General features: G+C 62.3%; 15 protein-coding genes, 1 other RNA gene and 1 pseudogene. 7 read left to right on the top strand and 10 right to left on the bottom strand.

Going from position 1 to position 16,977, the window contains the following annotated elements:
• From mraY to rsmI, 9 genes are all read right to left on the bottom strand, one after another.
• Positions 1-1,083 (bottom strand): phospho-N-acetylmuramoyl-pentapeptide-transferase, encoded by a 1,083-nt coding sequence (gene mraY, locus CFII68_RS15790; protein ID WP_018606083.1) that lies wholly within the window; start codon positions 1,081-1,083, stop codon positions 1-3.
• On the bottom strand, positions 1,083-2,450 hold the full coding sequence (gene murF, locus CFII68_RS15795) for a UDP-N-acetylmuramoyl-tripeptide--D-alanyl-D-alanine ligase (protein WP_018606081.1): 1,368 nt from the start codon (positions 2,448-2,450) through the stop codon (positions 1,083-1,085). The genes mraY and murF overlap by 1 nt, the downstream gene beginning before the upstream one ends.
• Complete coding sequence (locus tag CFII68_RS15800; RefSeq protein WP_018606079.1) at positions 2,443-3,906, bottom strand: UDP-N-acetylmuramoyl-L-alanyl-D-glutamate--2,6-diaminopimelate ligase; 1,464 nt, start codon at positions 3,904-3,906, stop codon at positions 2,443-2,445. The genes murF and CFII68_RS15800 overlap by 8 nt, the downstream gene beginning before the upstream one ends.
• Positions 3,906-5,645, bottom strand: a complete 1,740-nt coding sequence (locus CFII68_RS15805) for a penicillin-binding protein 2 (RefSeq protein WP_018606077.1) — start codon at positions 5,643-5,645, stop codon at positions 3,906-3,908. Before CFII68_RS15805 ends, CFII68_RS15800 begins: the two co-directional genes overlap by 1 nt.
• Entirely contained in the window at positions 5,645-5,938 is a 294-nt protein-coding gene (gene ftsL, locus CFII68_RS15810) for a cell division protein FtsL (RefSeq protein WP_003178214.1), read from the bottom strand. The genes CFII68_RS15805 and ftsL overlap by 1 nt, the downstream gene beginning before the upstream one ends.
• Positions 5,935-6,882: a 16S rRNA (cytosine(1402)-N(4))-methyltransferase RsmH gene (gene rsmH, locus CFII68_RS15815; RefSeq protein ID WP_003205354.1), complete on the bottom strand. Its 948-nt coding sequence runs from the start codon at positions 6,880-6,882 to the stop codon at positions 5,935-5,937. Before rsmH ends, ftsL begins: the two co-directional genes overlap by 4 nt.
• Positions 6,879-7,334 (bottom strand): division/cell wall cluster transcriptional repressor MraZ, encoded by a 456-nt coding sequence (mraZ, locus tag CFII68_RS15820; protein ID WP_003205355.1) that lies wholly within the window; start codon positions 7,332-7,334, stop codon positions 6,879-6,881. Before mraZ ends, rsmH begins: the two co-directional genes overlap by 4 nt.
• Before the next feature lie 309 nt (positions 7,335-7,643).
• An RNA gene (gene rnpB, locus CFII68_RS26310) (RNase P RNA component class A) lies at positions 7,644-7,997 on the bottom strand.
• 74 nt (positions 7,998-8,071) lie between these two features.
• Positions 8,072-8,977: a 16S rRNA (cytidine(1402)-2'-O)-methyltransferase gene (gene rsmI, locus CFII68_RS15825; protein WP_074849468.1), complete on the bottom strand. Its 906-nt coding sequence runs from the start codon at positions 8,975-8,977 to the stop codon at positions 8,072-8,074.
• 285 nt (positions 8,978-9,262) lie between these two features.
• Here rsmI and CFII68_RS15830 point away from each other — a divergent pair, with 285 nt between their 5' ends.
• From CFII68_RS15830 to CFII68_RS15845, 4 genes are all read left to right on the top strand, one after another.
• Positions 9,263-11,074, top strand: a complete 1,812-nt coding sequence (locus CFII68_RS15830) for a penicillin-binding protein activator (protein WP_018606067.1) — start codon at positions 9,263-9,265, stop codon at positions 11,072-11,074.
• Complete coding sequence (locus tag CFII68_RS15835; protein WP_014340075.1) at positions 11,074-11,436, top strand: YraN family protein; 363 nt, start codon at positions 11,074-11,076, stop codon at positions 11,434-11,436. The genes CFII68_RS15830 and CFII68_RS15835 overlap by 1 nt, the downstream gene beginning before the upstream one ends.
• Before the next feature lie 102 nt (positions 11,437-11,538).
• Positions 11,539-12,132 carry a phosphoheptose isomerase gene (locus CFII68_RS15840; protein ID WP_007904374.1) on the top strand — a complete coding sequence of 198 codons (594 nt, stop codon included), beginning with the start codon at positions 11,539-11,541 and terminating at the stop codon, positions 12,130-12,132.
• A complete protein-coding gene (locus CFII68_RS15845; RefSeq protein WP_003178201.1) occupies positions 12,129-12,707 on the top strand; it encodes a BON domain-containing protein in 579 nt (192 codons plus the stop codon). Before CFII68_RS15840 ends, CFII68_RS15845 begins: the two co-directional genes overlap by 4 nt.
• A 531-nt stretch (positions 12,708-13,238) precedes the next feature.
• Here CFII68_RS15845 and CFII68_RS15850 read toward each other — a convergent pair.
• Complete coding sequence (locus CFII68_RS15850; RefSeq protein WP_018606052.1) at positions 13,239-14,882, bottom strand: GMC family oxidoreductase; 1,644 nt, start codon at positions 14,880-14,882, stop codon at positions 13,239-13,241.
• Positions 14,883-15,012: 130 nt separating this feature from the next.
• On the opposite strand from CFII68_RS15850, the gene CFII68_RS15855 reads away from it, so the two are divergent.
• The 3 genes and pseudogenes from CFII68_RS15855 to CFII68_RS15865 all read left to right on the top strand — a co-directional run.
• Entirely contained in the window at positions 15,013-15,897 is an 885-nt protein-coding gene (locus CFII68_RS15855) for a LysR family transcriptional regulator (RefSeq protein WP_018606051.1), read from the top strand.
• A gap of 263 nt (positions 15,898-16,160) precedes the next feature.
• Positions 16,161-16,778 carry a transcriptional repressor LexA gene (gene lexA, locus CFII68_RS15860; protein ID WP_018606049.1) on the top strand — a complete coding sequence of 206 codons (618 nt, stop codon included), beginning with the start codon at positions 16,161-16,163 and terminating at the stop codon, positions 16,776-16,778.
• Positions 16,778-16,977, top strand: a pseudogene (locus CFII68_RS15865) (DNA lesion error-prone repair protein ImuA); the annotation flags it as partial. The gene lexA and the pseudogene CFII68_RS15865, both read left to right, overlap by 1 nt.

Raw genomic sequence — 16,977 nt, 5'->3', positions numbered from 1 at the left:
CTACCTCAGCTTCAGGGTGGCAAGGCCGACCAGGACCAGAATCACGGTGATGATCCAGAAACGGACGATCACACGCGGCTCGGGCCAGCCCTTGAGTTCAAAGTGGTGGTGGATCGGCGCCATGCGAAATACCCGGCGGCCGGTCAATTTAAAGGACGCAACCTGAATGACGACTGACAGGGTCTCCATCACGAACACGCCGCCCATGATGAACAGGACGATTTCCTGGCGAACGATCACAGAGATGGTGCCCAGGGCCGCGCCCAGCGCCAGCGCGCCGACGTCGCCCATGAAGACTTGCGCCGGATAGGTGTTGAACCACAGGAAGCCCAGGCCGGCACCGATCAGCGCTCCGCAGAACACGATCAGCTCGCCCGCCCCCGGCACATAAGGGATCAGCAGGTATTCAGCGAACTTCACGTTACCCGACAGGTAGCAGAAGATCCCCAGCGCACCGCCGACCATCACCGTCGGCATGATCGCCAGGCCGTCGAGTCCGTCGGTGAGGTTGACCGCGTTGCTCGAACCGACGATCACCAGGTAGGTCAGCACGATGAAACCTGCGCCCAGCGGAATGCTGTAGTCCTTGAGCATCGGCAGGATCAGGGTGGTTTCCACTGGCGAGGCGGCGGTCATATAAAGGAAGATCGCCGCGCCGAGGCCGAATACCGACTGCCAGAAATACTTCCAGCGACTTGGCAGCCCACGGGAGTTCTTCTCGATGACCTTGCGGTAGTCGTCGACCCAGCCGATGGCGCCAAAGAGCAAGGTCACCAGCAGCACGACCCAGACATACCGGTTCGCCAGGTCGGCCCAGAGCAAGGTGCTGATGCCGATGGACGAGAGGATCAGCGCGCCACCCATGGTCGGGGTGCCGGATTTGGACAGGTGCGATTGCGGACCGTCGTTACGAACCGACTGGCCGATCTGCAGGTTCTGCAGGGTGCGGATCATCCACGGGCCCAGGAACAGCGACAACGACAGCGCGGTCAGCACACCCAGGATCCCGCGCAGGGTCAGGTACTGGAAGACCGCGAAGCCTTTGTGGAACTGTTGCAGGTACTCCGCTAGCAGCAGCAGCATTAATGTTTCTCCGTGGAGGCGCCGCACAGCGCCGCGACGATGTTTTCCATCGCTGCGCTGCGTGAGCCCTTGATCAATAAGGTGGTGTTCGGGTCCTGCTCGCCGCCCAGGGCCTGGATCAGTTCGGCCTGAGTGGTGAAATGCCGTGCGTGCTCGCCAAACGCGGCGACCGCATGGGCCATCATCGGACCGACCGCATACAGCGCGTCGACCTTGCCGCGCGCATAGGCACCGACGTCGTGATGCCCCTGTTGCGCCCACTCGCCCAGTTCACCGATATCCCCCAGCACCAATACGGTACGGCCGGAGAAACCGGCGAGGATATCCACGGCCGCGCACATGGACGACGGGTTGGCGTTATAGGTGTCGTCGATCACGCGCATGCCATTGCTGGCCAGTTGCGCGACGGAGCGCCCCTTGACTGGCTGTACGGCGTTCAACCCGGCGACGATGCCCGGCAGCGACACGCCCAGGGCATGGGCAGCCGCCGCCGCGGCCAGGGCGTTGGCAACGTTATGGGTGCCGAGCAGGTTCAATTGCACCCGCTCGGCGCCATCCGGGCTGTGCAGGTTAAAGGCCGGGCACCCGCGAGCGTCGCGGTCCAGGTCACTGGCGTAGAAATTCGCGGCGAGGTTGCTCAGGGCAAAGGTCAGCACCTTGCGCTCGCCCGCCCGGGTCTTCCAGATTTCGAAAGCCTTGTCGTCGAGATTCAGCACGGCGACGCCATCGGCATCCAGCCCCTCGATGATCTCGCCCTTGGCCTCGACAATTTTTTCCGGGCCGCCGAACTCGCCGACGTGAGCAGTCCCGGCATTGTTGAGTACCGCCACGTGGGGCTTGGTCATGCCCACGGTGTAAGCGATCTCGCCGAGCCGCGAAGCCCCCAGCTCGATGACGGCGGCACTGTGCTCCGGCGCCAGTTCCAGCAAGGTCAGCGGTACGCCGAGGTCATTATTCAGGTTGCCACGGGTCGCCAGCACCGGACCGCGGGTGCGCAGGATGCTGGCAAGCATTTCCTTGACCGTGGTCTTGCCGCTGGAGCCGGTGATGGCCGCGACCGGGTTGCCATACGCCGCGCGGTTCAGCGCGCCGAGCTGGCCCAGGGCCTGGCGAGTGTCGTTGACAAGCAATTGCGGCAGCGCGCTGTTGCTCACTTCGCGCTCGACCAGGGCCGCGACCGCACCTTTGCCCGCGACTTCGTTCAAGTAATCGTGACCATCGAAACGCGGCCCGGCCAAGGCGACGAACAATTGCCCCGGTGCGATTGCCCGACTGTCGATGCTGACGCCGTTGAAGGTGGCGTCCGCGGCGATGAGGCGCGCATTCAGGGCGTTGGTCAGTTCGCTGAGCTTCAGGGCTTTAAGCATGGGCCACCTCCCACGCGGTCAGGGCGTGATCGGCTTCCACCAGATCGGAGAAAGCATGGCGTTCGCCGTTGATTTCCTGATAGTCCTCGTGGCCCTTGCCGGCCAGGACGATGACATCGTCCGCCGAGGCGCTGGCGATCAACTGGGCAATGGCCTGGCCGCGACCAGCCACGAAGGTGACGTTGTCCACAGCCGCAAAACCGGCGCGGATGTCATCAAAAATCTGCTGCGGGTCTTCGCTGCGTGGGTTGTCGTCGGTGACCAGCACGCCGTCTGCCAGCCGCTCCACGACTTCGGCCATCAATGGGCGTTTGCCGCGATCACGATCACCACCGCAGCCGAACAGGCACAGCAACTTGCCCTTGGCGTGAGGTCGCAGGGCCGTGAGAACTTTTTCCAACGCGTCGGGGGTATGGGCGTAATCGACCACAACCAGTGGTTGAGCCCCACCGCCCAGACGCTGCATGCGACCGGCCGGGCCCTCGAGCTTCGGCAAGACCTTGAGAATCTCGTCCAGCGCATAGTCCAGGCCGAGCAAGGCGCCGATGGCCGCCAATACGTTGCTCAGGTTGAAACGGCCGAGCAAGGTGCTGCGCAAATGGTGCTCGCCCTGGGGCGTGACCAAGGTGGCGCGCACACCTTCGTCATTGAATTGCGCCTGGCGTACATAAAGGTAGGCGCTGGCATCTTCCAGGCTGTAGGTGATCAACCGCGACTCGCGTTTTTCGGCAGCCAGTTGCCGACCGAATTCGTCATCGAGGTTGATGACCCGGCACTTCAGGTCATTCCAAGCAAACAGCCTGGCCTTGGCTTCGCCGTAGGCCTGCATGGTGCCGTGGTAATCCAGATGATCCCGGGACAGGTTGGTCAACACCGCGACATCGAACGCCAGCGCGGTCACACGGCCCTGGTCCAAACCATGGGAAGAGACTTCCATCGCAACGGCCTTGGCACCGGCCTTTTTCAGGTCTGCCAGGGTCGCTTGCACGGCAATCGGGTTCGGCGTGGTGTGCAGGCCGCTTTCCAGCGCGCCATGGAAGCCGTTGCCCAAGGTGCCGACAATGCCGCAATGCTGGCCGAGCAGGTCCAGGGCCTGGGCCACCAGTTGGGTCACGCTGGTCTTGCCGTTGGTACCGGTCACGCCCACCAGGTTCAGGTGGCGGCTCGGGTCGCCATAAAAACGCCCGGCGATGTCCGACAGCTGCGCCGCCAGGCCCTTGACCGGAATCAGCGGAACGTCGGTGATCGGCAGCACGGTCGCGCCGTGCACTTCATACGCCACGGCAGCCGCGCCACGCTTCAGGGCGTCGGCGATATGGTCGCGACCATCGAAACGCGCACCCGGCACCGCCAGGAACAAGTCCCCGGCACGGACATTGCGGCTATCCAGGGCCAGTTCGCGGATCAACAGATCGTGACCGGCGTGGGCAAAAATCTTGTTCAGGCTCAGGGACATCAGCCACGCCCTCCTTCGGCTTTCAGGGGAACGACCGGTGCGGTATTGGCCTGCTGGGTCGGCGGCAGGTTGTCCGGGGTAATGTTCATCAGGCGCAGGGTGCCGGACATCACTTTGCTGAACACCGGCGCCGAGACCAGGCCACCGAAGTAGCCCGCCTTGCTCGGTTCGTCGATGACCACGACGATGGCGTAGCGCGGGTCGCTCATCGGGCCGAAGCCGGCAAACAGCGAACGGTAGGAATTCTCGGCGTAGCCTTTGGTGCCCACCGAGGTTTTACGGGCCGTACCCGATTTGCCTGCCACGTGATAGGCCGGGACCTGGGCGCGATAGACACCGCGCGGCGCTTCGATCACTTGTTGCAGCATGCCCTGCATGGTCTTGGCGACATCCTCCGGGATCACCTGGGTGGTCTGCGGCGCCTTGTCGGTCTTGATCAGGGTCAGCGGTGCCATCCGCCCGTTGTTCGCTAGCGCGGAAAACGCGTGGACCAACTGGATCGCGGTCACGGAAACACCGTAGCCGTAGGACAACGTGGCGGTTTCAGCCTTGCGCCAGTCGCGGTAGTTCGGCAGGTTGCCGACACGCTCGCCCGGGAAGCCCAGGCCGGTGTCCTGGCCGAGGCCGATTTTCTGGGCCAGGCGATAGATCGCCTCGCCGCCAATATCGAAGGCAATCTTGCTCATGCCGACGTTACTGGAATTGATCAGGATGCCGGTCAGGTCGAGCACCGGGCCTTCGGTCTTGGACACGTCACGAATGGTGTACTTGCCGATCTGCAGGGTGCCCGGATACACCTCGACGGTGTCGCTCGGTTTCCAGCGCCCGGTTTCCAGGGCCGCGGCCATGGACACGGCTTTCATGGTCGAACCGGGCTCGAACACGTCGATCATCGCGCGGTTGCGCATCATCGCCGGTTGCAGGTTGCGACGGTTGTTCGGGTTGTAGGTCGGCTGGTTGACCATCGCCAGGATCTCGCCGCTCTTCACGTCCATGATCACCAGGCTGCCGGCCTTGGCACCGTTCTCGACGATGGCATTGCGTAGTTCACGGTTGGCCAGGTATTGCAGGCGCAGGTCAATGGACAACGCCAAGGGCTTGCCGGCCTTGGCGTTTTTGGTGACTTGGACATCCTTGATCAGCCTGCCGCGCCGATCCTTGATGACCTGGCGCTTACCGGCGACCCCGGCGAGCCATTCGTCATAGGCCAGTTCGACACCTTCGCGCCCTCGGTCATCAATGTCGGTAAACCCGACCATGTGGGCGGTGACTTCACCGGCCGGGTAGAAACGCCGGAACTCTTCAATGCCGTAGACACCAGGCACTTTCAGATCGAGCACGCTCTGGCCTTGCTCGGGCGTCAACCCGCGCACCAGATAAATGAATTCCTTGTTGGCCTGGGCTTCGAGGCGCTCGGCCAGGGCCTTGGGATCCTGCCCGAGGGCAGCGGCCAGTGCTGGCCATTTTTCCTTGGCCTGCTGCATTTCCTTGGCGTTGGCCCACAAGGTGGTCACCGGGGTGCTCACGGCCAGGGGTTCGCCATTGCGGTCGGTGATCAAGCCACGGTGAGCCGGGATAGGAATATGCCGCACACTGCGGGCATCGCCCTGCCCCTTGAGGAAATCACGGTCGACGACCTGCAGGTCGATGATGCGCCATGAAATCGCCGCCACCATGATCCCGAGCAAGCCCAGGACCAGACGGAACCGCCACGGGAACAGCGCCCCTTCGAGTTTCATCATGGCGCCACCATCTGCACTTCGGCGGCGCCGGGAATGCGCATTTTCAGCTGCTCGGTGGCCAAGACTTCGATACGGCTATGGGCGGTCCAGGTGCTCTGCTCCAGGATCAACCGGCCCCACTCGGCCTGCGCCTTGTCGCGCACGCTCAGTTCGTTGTAGAGGGTATTGAGAAGCTGCCGGTTCCAGTGCGCGCTATAGGACACGGCGATGGCCGACACGAGCACGCCGATAAACAGCAGCAGCATGAAAAAGCTGCCGCCGGGCAGTGGCTTGGCGAAGAGCTTGCTCACCGCAACTTCTCCGCGACACGCATGACGGCGCTACGGGCACGTGGGTTGGCCTTGAGTTCAGCCTCGGAGGCGAACTGCGCTTTGCCATGGATCTTGATTTTTGGCACGAAGGCTTCGAAACGCACCGGCAGGTTGCGCGGCAGGTTATCGGCTTCGCCCTTGGTGAGTTTGCGCATGAACAGCTTGACGATGCGGTCTTCCAGGGAATGGAAGCTGATCACCACCAGCCGACCGCCGATCTCCAGCGCTTCAAGCGCTGCTTCGAGACCGACTTCCAGATCGCCCAACTCGTTATTGACGTGGATGCGCAAACCCTGGAAAGCACGGGTCGCCGGGTTCTTGCCCTTTTCCCAGGCCGGGTTGGCAACTTTCAGCACCTCGGCCAGGTCGCCGGTGCGCTCGAATGGCTTGATATCGCGCCGCTCGACCACGGCACGGGCCATGCGGCCGGAGAAACGCTCTTCACCGTATTCCTTGAAGACACGGGCGATTTCTTCCACCGGGGCAGTGTTGACGAATTCGGCGGCGCTGATGCCTCGGGACGGGTCCATGCGCATGTCCAGCGGGCCGTCATTGAGGAAACTGAAGCCGCGCTCCGGGTCGTCCAGTTGTGGCGAAGACACGCCCAGGTCGAGCAGCACGCCGCTGACCTTGCCGGCCAGGCCACGCTCGGCGACTTCCGAAGCCAGCTCGGCAAAGCTGCGTTGCACAATGACAAAGCGGCCGTCTTCGGCCGCCAGCGCTTGCCCGGTGGCAATCGCTTGAGGATCCTTGTCGAATCCCAGCAACCGGCCACCCGGACCGAGCTTGCTGAGAATCAACCGGCTGTGTCCGCCACGCCCGAACGTGCCGTCCAGATAGCAGCCATCAGGACGTACGGCGAGAGCCTCGACGGCTTCGTCAAGCAGTACGGTGATGTGGTTAAAGCCGCTATCAATAGTCACAGGATCAAATCACGCAGTTCATCAGGCATGGCGCCCGGTTGTTGAATAGCAGCGAGGTCAGCGGCGGAAACCGCATTCCAGGCATCTTCGTCCCACAGCTGGAACTTGTTCAGTTGGCCCACCAGCATCGCGCGCTTGTCCAGCTTGGCGTATTCGCGCAGGCGCGGCGGCACCAGGAAACGACCGCTGCCATCGAGTTCGAGGTCGACGGCATTACCGATCAGCAAGCGTTGCAAACGGCGGTTTTCTTCACGCAGCGAAGGCAGTGCGCGCAGTTTGGTTTCGATGATTTCCCACTCATCGAGAGGGTAAACACACAAACATGGGTCAACAGCGTCGATCGTGACGATTAACTGCCCCGAACTTCGCGAAACGAGCTCGTCACGATACCGGCTCGGCATGGCGAGACGGCCTTTTGCATCGAGACTGATAGCGTTAGCTCCGCGAAACACGTCTGCGTTTCTCCACTTTTTGGCGTTTTACCTTCAAAAAAACCCACTTCATGCCACTTTCCGCCACTTGCGCACACTATAGGAATGCGCCTACCGCACCGTCAAGGCGCGGATTGAAGGAAAAGCCTTATAGATCGGAGATTTAGGAGCGTTTCAGGAGGGGTAACAAGAATCTGACGTAGGAATTTTCGCCTCAACCCGAATGAGCACAGGAGGCTGCGCGCACAAGTTAAAGTGATTTGTTAAGAGTAAGATTTTTTTGGTATTAGGAACTGCGTCTGCCAGTGATTCCGGCAGGGAGGGAAAAAGGTGGAGAGTCGATCTGTAAGCCGGGTTCTGTCTTGAACAGTCATTCGTCTACGATGGCCATCACTGGACATCTTTAGCAACCTACCCGGTCCCAGCGCGGGCCACGCCTTGGGACCCTATTTGGTCTTGCTCCAAGTGGGGTTTACCTAGCCACGAACTGTTGCCAGACGTGCGGTGCGCTCTTACCGCACCTTTTCACCCTTACCGGCGCCGAAGCGCTTAGGCGGTTATTTTCTGTGGCACTTTCCGTAGGCTCACGCCTCCCAGGCATTACCTGGCACTTCGCCCTATGGAGCCCGGACTTTCCTCCCCCCCCTAATTTTCATAGAGGGCAGCGACTGTCCGATCGACTCTCCGCCGCGAAGGTTAACGGTAGAGCGCCTGAAGAACAAGCGCTAAAAGCCTTGGGCCAGCCCTGCGCCCTGCTTTCACTGACCCTTCTGTTTTTCCAGTGCGACCTGGTACAGCACGTTCTTGCGCTCACCGGTGATTTGCGCCGCAAGGGCCGCGGCGCGCTTGAGGGGCATTTCCTCGAGTAGCAGGTTCAGGATGCGCATCGCTTCGCTGCTGACAGCGTCTTCACTTTCCGGGGCTGTCCACCCAGCCACCAGGACGACACACTCGCCGCGCTGCTGGTTGCTGTCACCTTCGACGAAGGCTCGCAACTCGGCCAACGGCAACCCCTTGAGGGTTTCGAAGGTCTTGGTCAACTCACGAGCCAGCAGCGCCGGGCGCTCGGCGCCGAACACCAGCTCCATGTCTTGCAGGCATTCCAGGATGCGGTGCGGCGCCTCATAGAAGATCAGCGTGCGCGGCTCTTCCTTTATGGCCTCCAGGCGCGCCCGTCGCCCCACCGCCTTGGCCGGCAGGAAACCTTCGAAGATGAAACGGTCCGACGGCAGGCCTGCCGCCGACAGTGCTGCGATCAATGCACAAGCCCCCGGCACCGGCACCACGCTGATGCCCGCCGCCCGAGCCTGACGCACCAGATGATAGCCAGGGTCGGAAATCAGTGGCGTACCGGCATCGGAAATCAGCGCGACATTATCGCCCGCCAGCAGCCGGGTAATGAAACGACTGCCTTCATCCCGTTCATTGTGTTCATGACAGGCCGCCAACGGCGTGGAAATGCCAAAATGCTGCAGCAGGCGCTGGGAGTGGCGCGTGTCTTCAGCGGCGATCAGCGCAACCTCCTGCAGGATTTTCAGCGCCCGGGCACTGATATCGTCCAGGTTGCCGATGGGCGTCGCCACCACATAAAGCGAGCCGGCAGCGGAATTCAAAGCACCTGGAGCAGTCAAGACACACACCTCATGATCGGTAAAAACCGCCATTGTAGCGTGTTGTGGCGAGGAGATTTATCCCCGTTGGGCTGCGTAGCGGCCCCCCGGAAGGCTGGGCTCCCTTTTAACTGATATACCGAGGCTGCGTTTTTTGGGGGCCGCTACGCAGCCCAGCGGGGATAAATCCCCTCGCCACAGTTCAGTGCCGTCATCTTTTGTGGTGCACCGCACTCTTTGAAATACCTAAATTGATCGATTCACACCACTAACATCGCGCCCCGGCCAGTGCTTGGGTACAATTCGACGCTTATTTGATCTCGTATCAGGAACACTTACATGATCGCTTGCCTGCGGCTGCTCTCCGCCCTCTGCCTCGCTGCCCTCCTGGCGGCCTGCGCCAGCTCGCCCTCGTCCAGCCTTGGCGAACTCCCACGCACCCCGGATGCCAGTATCGAGCAGTTGCTCGAACAGGCCACTCAAAGCAAGAATCCGGAAAAAGCCGCCCTGCTGCGCCTGAGCGCTGCTGACCTGGCCTACCGCCAGGGCAATGCCGGCCAGTCCGCACAGATCCTGCAACAAGTGCCTATGGAGCAACTCAAGCCCGGCCAGCAGATTTTCGCCAGCACGCTGTCGGCTGAACTGGCGATGACCCGCAACCAGCCCAAGGCGGCACTGACCGCCCTGAGCCACCCAAGCCTGCAACACCTGAGCGAAATGCCGGTGGAGCAGCAGGTCCGTACCGGTACCGTCCGCGCCCGCGCCCTGGAGGCCGATGGCCAGACCCTGGCCGCCGCCAAGGAGCGCATTTTCATCGCGCCCCTGCTGGAAAACGACGCTGCGGCAAAAAACCACGAAGCCATCTGGTCGTTGATCGCCTCGCTGCCCACCGATCAGTTGCAGCCAAGCGCCAACGACGACCTAGGCGGTTGGCTGAGCCTGGCCCAGGCCGTCAAGACCGCCGGCACCCTGGAACAACAGCAGGCGGCCATCGACCACTGGCGCGAACAGAACCCGAAGCACCCCGCCGCCCTGCAGCTGCCAACCCCCCTGGTCAAGCTCAAGGAACTGGCGAGCCAGCCGCTGAGCAAGATTGCCCTGCTGTTGCCACAGAATGGCCCATTGGCCGCGGTTGCCAAGGCCTTGCGTGAGGGCTTCATGGCCGCGCACTACCAGGCCCAGCAGGCCGGGCAGAAGCCGCCAAGCATCCAGCTCTACGACAGCTCCAGCCTGACCTCCATGGACGAGTTCTATCGCAAGGCCCAGGCCGATGGCGTGCAGCTGGTAGTCGGACCGCTGGAAAAACCACTGGTCAAGCAAATCAGCACCCGCCCGCAACTGCCGATCACCACCCTGGCGCTGAACTACAGCGAAGGCGAGCAAGGGCCACCGCAACTGTTCCAGTTCGGCCTGGCACCGGAGGATGAAGCTCGCGAAGTCTCCCGCCGCGCCCGCGCCGATGGCCTGCATCGCGCCGCCGTCATGGTACCGAAGAGTGAATGGGGCGATCGTGTACTGAAAGCCTTCAGCCAGGACTGGCAGGCCAATGGCGGTACCATCATCGCAATCGAACGGGTCGACCAACCGGTCCAACTGGCCCAGCAGATCGCCGACATGTTCCAACTGCGCCAGAGCGAAGGTCGCGCCAAGAGCCTGCAAAGCACCGTTGGCACCACGGTCGCGGCCCAGCCGTCCCGTCGCCAGGACATCGAGTTCATCTTCCTGGCATCGACGCCGCAACAGGCCCAGCAGATCAAGCCGACCCTGAACTTCCAGTACGCTGGCGACGTGCCGGTCTACGCGACGTCTTCAGTGTTCAGCGCCAGCGGCGACCAGAATCAATATAACGACATGAGCGGTATCCGCTTCTGCGAAACCCCGTGGCTGCTCGACGCCAATGACCCGCTGCGCAAGCAGGTCACCGCCCAGTGGCCCCAGGCGGGCGGCAGCCTGGGTCGGTTGTACGCGATGGGTGCAGACGCCTATCGCCTGGCACCGCGCCTGGGTCAGCTCAAGACGTTGCCGGACAGCCGAATCGAAGGCCTGTCGGGCAGCCTGGCAGTGTCTCCAACCCAGCGCGTACAGCGTCAACTGCCATGGGCCGAGTTCGTCAACGGCCAGGTGCAGCGGCTGCCGGATACCCAGCGCTGATGCCTGACCGATCACGCCAGCAAAGCGGACGGGATGCCGAGGGCCAGGCCCTCGCGCATCTCCAGCAACAAGGCCTGCGGCTGGTGGCGCAGAACTGGTTGTGTAAACGCGGCGAGCTTGATCTGGTCATGCTTGACGGCGATACAGTAGTATTCGTCGAAGTCCGCTACAGAAAAAATACTCAATGGGGTGGCGCGCTCGACAGCATTGACGAGCGCAAGCGCCAGAAGCTGATTTTCGCCGCGCAGTATTTTCTGCAACGCGAGTCTCGCTGGGCCGATCATCCCTGCCGCTTCGACGTGGTTGCCATCGACAGCAACGCCGCTCAGTTGAACTGGCTGCAGAACGCTTTCGACAGTTGAGCGCCCATGCCGAGCCGGACACCTTCACCTAACTTTTTTGCTCTTTGCTTTGCGCGCCGCACATGTTTGTGCCGATAAGCCGCGCTACTTAAGGTCACACAGATGGACATGCAATCGCGAATTCGCCAGCTTTTTCAGGCCAGTATCGACACCAAGCAACAGGCGATGGACGTACTTGCACCGCACATCGAGCAAGCCAGCCAAGTGATGGTCAACGCGTTGCTCAACGAGGGCAAGATGCTTTCGTGCGGCAATGGCGGTTCGGCCGGCGACGCACAGCACTTCTCTTCGGAACTGCTCAACCGCTTCGAGCGCGAGCGCCCGAGCCTGCCAGCGATCGCCCTGACCACCGACAGCTCGACGATCACCTCGATCGCCAACGACTACAGCTACAACGAAATTTTCTCCAAACAGATCCGCGCCCTGGGCCAACCCGGCGATGTACTGCTGGCGATTTCCACCAGCGGCAATTCGGCCAATATTATTCAAGCGATCCAGGCCGCACATGATCGCGAAATGATTGTCGTAGCATTGACCGGTCGTGACGGCGGCGGCATGGCGTCCCTGCTCTTGCCAGAAGACGTCGAGATCCGCGTACCGGCCAATGTCACCGCACGTATCCAGGAAGTCCACCTGCTGGCGATCCACTGCCTTTGCGACTTGATCGACAGCCAACTGTTCGGGAGTGAAGAATGACCCCTAATCGCCTAGGCCTACTGGCCCTGACCCTGTGCCTCGGCATCAGCGGCTGCACATCGGTGGTTAACGCCAGCCGGGAAAAGCCGATTGAAGATGACCGCGGCACCCGCACCTTCGGCAGCAAGATCGACGACTCCCTGATTGAAACCAAGGTAGGCGTGAACATCGCCAAGGCCGATCCGGACCTGGACAACAACTCGCACATCGTCGTCACCAGCTTCAACGGCGTCGTACTGCTGGCCGGCCAGACCCCGCGCGCCGACCTCAAGGCCAAGGCCGAACAGGAAGCCAGCGCCGTGCAACGGGTCAAGACCGTGCACAACGAACTGCAGGTCCTGCAACCCTCCTCGCTGCTGGCACGCCAGAACGACGCCTGGTTGACCACCAAGATCAAGACCCAGATGCTCACCGACGCCAGCATTCCCGGCTCGCGTATCAAGGTTGTGACTGAGAATGGCATTGTCTATTTGCTGGGGTTGTTGACCAAAAAAGAGGCTGCGCAGGCGACCAACCTGGTGCAAGGTGTGTCTGGGGTGCAGAAAATCGTCAAATTGTTTGAGTATATTGACTGATTATTGAATTTCAGTTGCTCAAGAAAAACGGCGCTTCTTCCGAGACGGAAAGCGCCGTTTTTTTTGGGCTTCGCTTTTTTTGGGGTGTGATCGGTGTGTATATCCGTTGCTGCGGTAACGGCGGCTTAGGGTTCCGCTCTTACAGCGGCTCACTTTTGAGAAGCGCAAAAGTAAGCAAAACGCTTCTGCCCCCCCACTCGGCACCTCGCCTAGGCTCGGCATGCCTGAACGAAGGCATTGCTCCGTGGGCCCGCCGCGAAGGGCCATCCATGGCCCAGCGCGGCTAACCCGGCATCCATGCCGGGTTACCCACTCCACAACACCACCGTTCAACCAGCGTGGTTAACGGGGCGCCCGAGATCAACGTCCACCGCGAGGCGGCCTTAGAGCCGACCTGGTTCTTGATGGGGACCGCGTTTCTCCTGTGGGAGCGGGCTTGCTCGCGATGGCGGCGTCACAGTCGATGATGATGTTGGATGTGCTGACCTCTTCGCGAGCAAGCCCGCTCCCACAGGGGGACTCTGTTGTTTTCTATACCGTGGCGGGCTCCTTTTGCAGCGTGGTGATTCTTGTGTCTGCCTCAAGCATCATCTGCGCCGCCTTCTCGGCAATCATCAACGTCGGCGAGCAGGTGTTGCCCGAGGTGATGCGCGGCATGATCGAGGCGTCGGCGATGCGCAGGCCCTTGATGCCATGGACACGCAGTTGCGCATCCACCACCGCGTCGCGATCCTGGCCCATGCGGCACGTGCCGACCGGGTGGAAAATCGTCGTGCCAATCCGGGCGGCGGCCTGGTGCAGTTCCTCTTCGGTTTGCAGGCTGGGGCCCGGCAGGTATTCCACCGGTCTGAACGCGCTCAGGGCCGGGGCCGCGACGATGCGTCGGGTCAGGCGGATGGCGTCGGCGGCGATCCGCAAGTCTTCGGGGTGGCTCAGGTAATTGGGTTGGATCAGCGGTGCTTCGTGCGGGTCGGCCGAACGAATGTCCACCCGGCCACGGCTTTGCGGACGCAGGTCGCAGACCGACGCGGTGAACGCCGGGAAGCTGTGCAACGGTTCGCCGAAGCGTTCCAGGGACAACGGCTGCACGTGGTATTCGAGGTTGGCCGAGGCCTGCTCCGGGCCCGAGCGGGCGAATGCGCCGAGTTGGCTGGGGGCCATGGACAGCGGGCCGCTGCGGTCGTATAGGTAGCGCAGGCCCATGCCCATCTTGCCCCACAGGGTGCCGGCGATCTGGTTCAGGGTGCGGGCGTTTTCCAACTGGTAGATCAGCCGCAGTTGCAGGTGGTCTTGCAGGTTGCCGCCGACCCCGGGCAGTTCATGGGTCACGCCGATGCCCAGGCGTTGCAGCAGGCTGCGCGGGCCGATCCCGGAGCGTTGCAGGATCCCCGGCGAACCCACTGCCCCGGCGCACAGGACGATTTCCTTGCGGGCCTTGAAGGTCATGCCCTTGCCTTGCCAGCGCGCGCTGATGGCGTGGGCGCGGTCGTCACGCAGCAACACGCGGTCGACCTCGACGTCGGTCAACACCGTGAGGTTGGCGCGGTGGCGAACCGGCTTGAGAAACGCCTTGGCCGCGTTCCAGCGCACCCCGGCTTTCTGGTTGACCTGGAAGTAACCGCAGCCTTCATTGTCGCCGCTGTTGAAGTCGTCGACGTTGGGGATGCCGCTCTGTTCGGCGGCACTGCGAAAGGCATCGAGAATCGGCCATGACAGGCGCTGGCGTTCGACCCGCCATTCCCCACCGGCGCCGTGGAATTCGGACGCGCCGGCAAAGTGGTTTTCACTCTGGCGGAACAGCGGCAGCACGTCGTTCCAGGCCCAGCCAGCATTGCCCTCGGCGGCCCAGCTGTCGTAGTCCGTCGCCTGGCCGCGCATGTAGATCATGCCGTTGATGGAGGAGCAGCCACCCAGGACCTTGCCGCGGGGGTAGCTCAGGGCGCGGCCTTGCAGGCCTGGTTGTGCTTCGGTCTTGAAGCACCAGTCGGTGCGTGGGTTGCCGATGCAGAACAGGTAGCCGACCGGGATGTGAATCCACGGATAGTTGTCGCGCCCGCCGGCTTCGAGCAGCAGCACCCGGTGTTGCGGATTGGCCGACAGCCGATTGGCCAGCAGGCATCCGGCAGGGCCGGCGCCCACGATCACGTAATCGTATTCATCGACGACAGGTTGCATTCGCGACCTCATTCTTGTTTTTGTGGGATCCATCCTAGTTGTTAGTTTTCGTCAAAAGAATGTTAGTTTTTGCGCAGCGGCTGTGCGTTTATAAACAGTCATGCCTTCAGGCGCGTTCAAGGATCGCCTCATGTTCGACTGGAATGACCTGCGTTATTTCCTGGAGCTGCAACGCAGCGGGCGTCTGCTGACGGCTGCACGACGCCTGAACACCACCCACGCCACGGTGGCCCGGCACATCGAGGCCATCGAGAAAAGCCTCGGCACCGCGCTGTTTGTCCAGCATGCCCAGGGTTATGAACTGACCCCGGCCGGCGAGACGCTGCTCAAGCACGCCGAAGCCATGGAGAACGTGGCGTTGCTGGCCCAGGAGGACATCACCCAGTCCAGTGCGCCCCTGGGCAAGATCCGCCTGGGAGTGACCGAAGGGCTGGGCATCATGTTCCTCGCCAGCCGCATGGACGGGCTGTTCCAGCGCTATCCGGGGCTGGAGGTGGAACTGGTGGCGGTGCCGCGCTTTGTCAGCATCCTCAACCGTGAGGCGGAAATCAGCATCCACCTCGAACGCCCGGCGGCCGACCTGCTGGTCACCCGCAAACTCACCGACTACAGCCTGGCGCTGTACGCCAGCCAGGCCTACCTGGACCGCTCGCCGGCGCTGCGCAGCCGCGAGGACCTGGCCCGCCATGCCTGGATCGGTTATGTCGACGACCTGCTGTTCAGCCAGGAACTGATGTTCCTCAACGGCTTTTGCCGCAACCCCAGGGTGGTGTTCCACAGCACCAGCGTCATCGCCCAGCAACAGGCCGCGCGCTCAGGCCTGGGGATCGCTGTGCTGCCGTGCTACATGGCCAGCGGCGACCCGACATTGGTGCGGTTGCTGCCGGACGAGACCATCCGCCGCAGCTACTGGATCAGCACCCGCCGCGAACTGCATAAATCCGTACGATTGCGGGTGTTGTGGGATTACGTGGTGCAGTTGTGCGAACGGGAGCAGGGGCTGTTACTCCCCTGAGCACGCAATGCCCCTGTGGCCAGCCGCTCTGTGGGAGCAAGGCTTGCCCGCGAAGCAGGCGACTCGGTACCAGATAAACCGTGTGTTCTTTATCGCGGGCAAGCCTTGCTCCCACAGAACCCCTATGAATGCGTTCCTCCTGTGAATGCTGTTGGCTAAGAAAACGATGAGCCTGTGGCGAGGGGATTTATCCCCGCTGCGCAGCAGCCCCGAGCTGTGAACTGACTGGTGGCGCTTGTCAGAAAAACCCCGGAAGAGTACAAATGTACTCCATGACGACTCTCACTCCCCGCCGTACCGCCATCCTGACTTTCATCCGCGAACGCATCGCCGATCAGGGCCAGCCTCCCAGCCTCGCTGAAATCAGCGAGGCGTTCGGTTTTGCCTCCCGCAGTGTGGCGCGCAAGCATGTGCTGGCGCTGACCGAAGCCGGTTTCATCGAGGTCAATCCGCACCAGGCCCGGGGCATTCGCTTGCTGAACCAGCCACCACGACCCGAGCTGCTGGACGTGCCGGTGCTGGGGCGAGTGGCCGCCGGGTTGCCGATCGGCGCCGATGCCGAGGTCCACAGTCGCCTGATGCTGGACCCGGCGATTTTTACCAAGGCGCCGGATTACCTGCTGCGGGTCCAGGGCGATTCGATGATCGAGGACGGCATTCTTGACGGTGACCTGGTGGGCGTGCAGCGCACACCCCAGGCCTCCAACGGCCAGATTGTCGTGGCGCGTCTGGATGGCGAAGTCACCATCAAGCGCTTCGAGCGCATTGGCGAGCGGGTGCGCTTGTTGCCGCGCAACCCGGCCTACCAACCGATCATCGTCGAGGCCGACCAGGACCTGGCGATAGAAGGGGTGTTCTGTGGCTTGGTGAGGCAAGGCTGATGGGCGCTGTCGTTGCGCTGGACACGCTGTTCAACGGCGGCCAGGTCTGGAAGGGCCGGCCTGCGCCGCCAGCCGCCAGCCCGCAACCCACCGGTCATGCGGCACTGGATGCGGCGTTGCCCAGTGGTGGCTGGCCGGAAGCGGCGTTGACGGAACTGCTCATCGCCGAGCCGGGCGTGGGTGAGTTGCAACTGGTGTG

It is taken from the genome of Pseudomonas sp. CFII68 (assembly GCF_000416195.1).
Classification (GTDB): Bacteria; Pseudomonadota; Gammaproteobacteria; order Pseudomonadales; family Pseudomonadaceae; genus Aquipseudomonas; species Aquipseudomonas kilonensis.
This window is presented reverse-complemented; position numbering and strand designations above follow the sequence as displayed.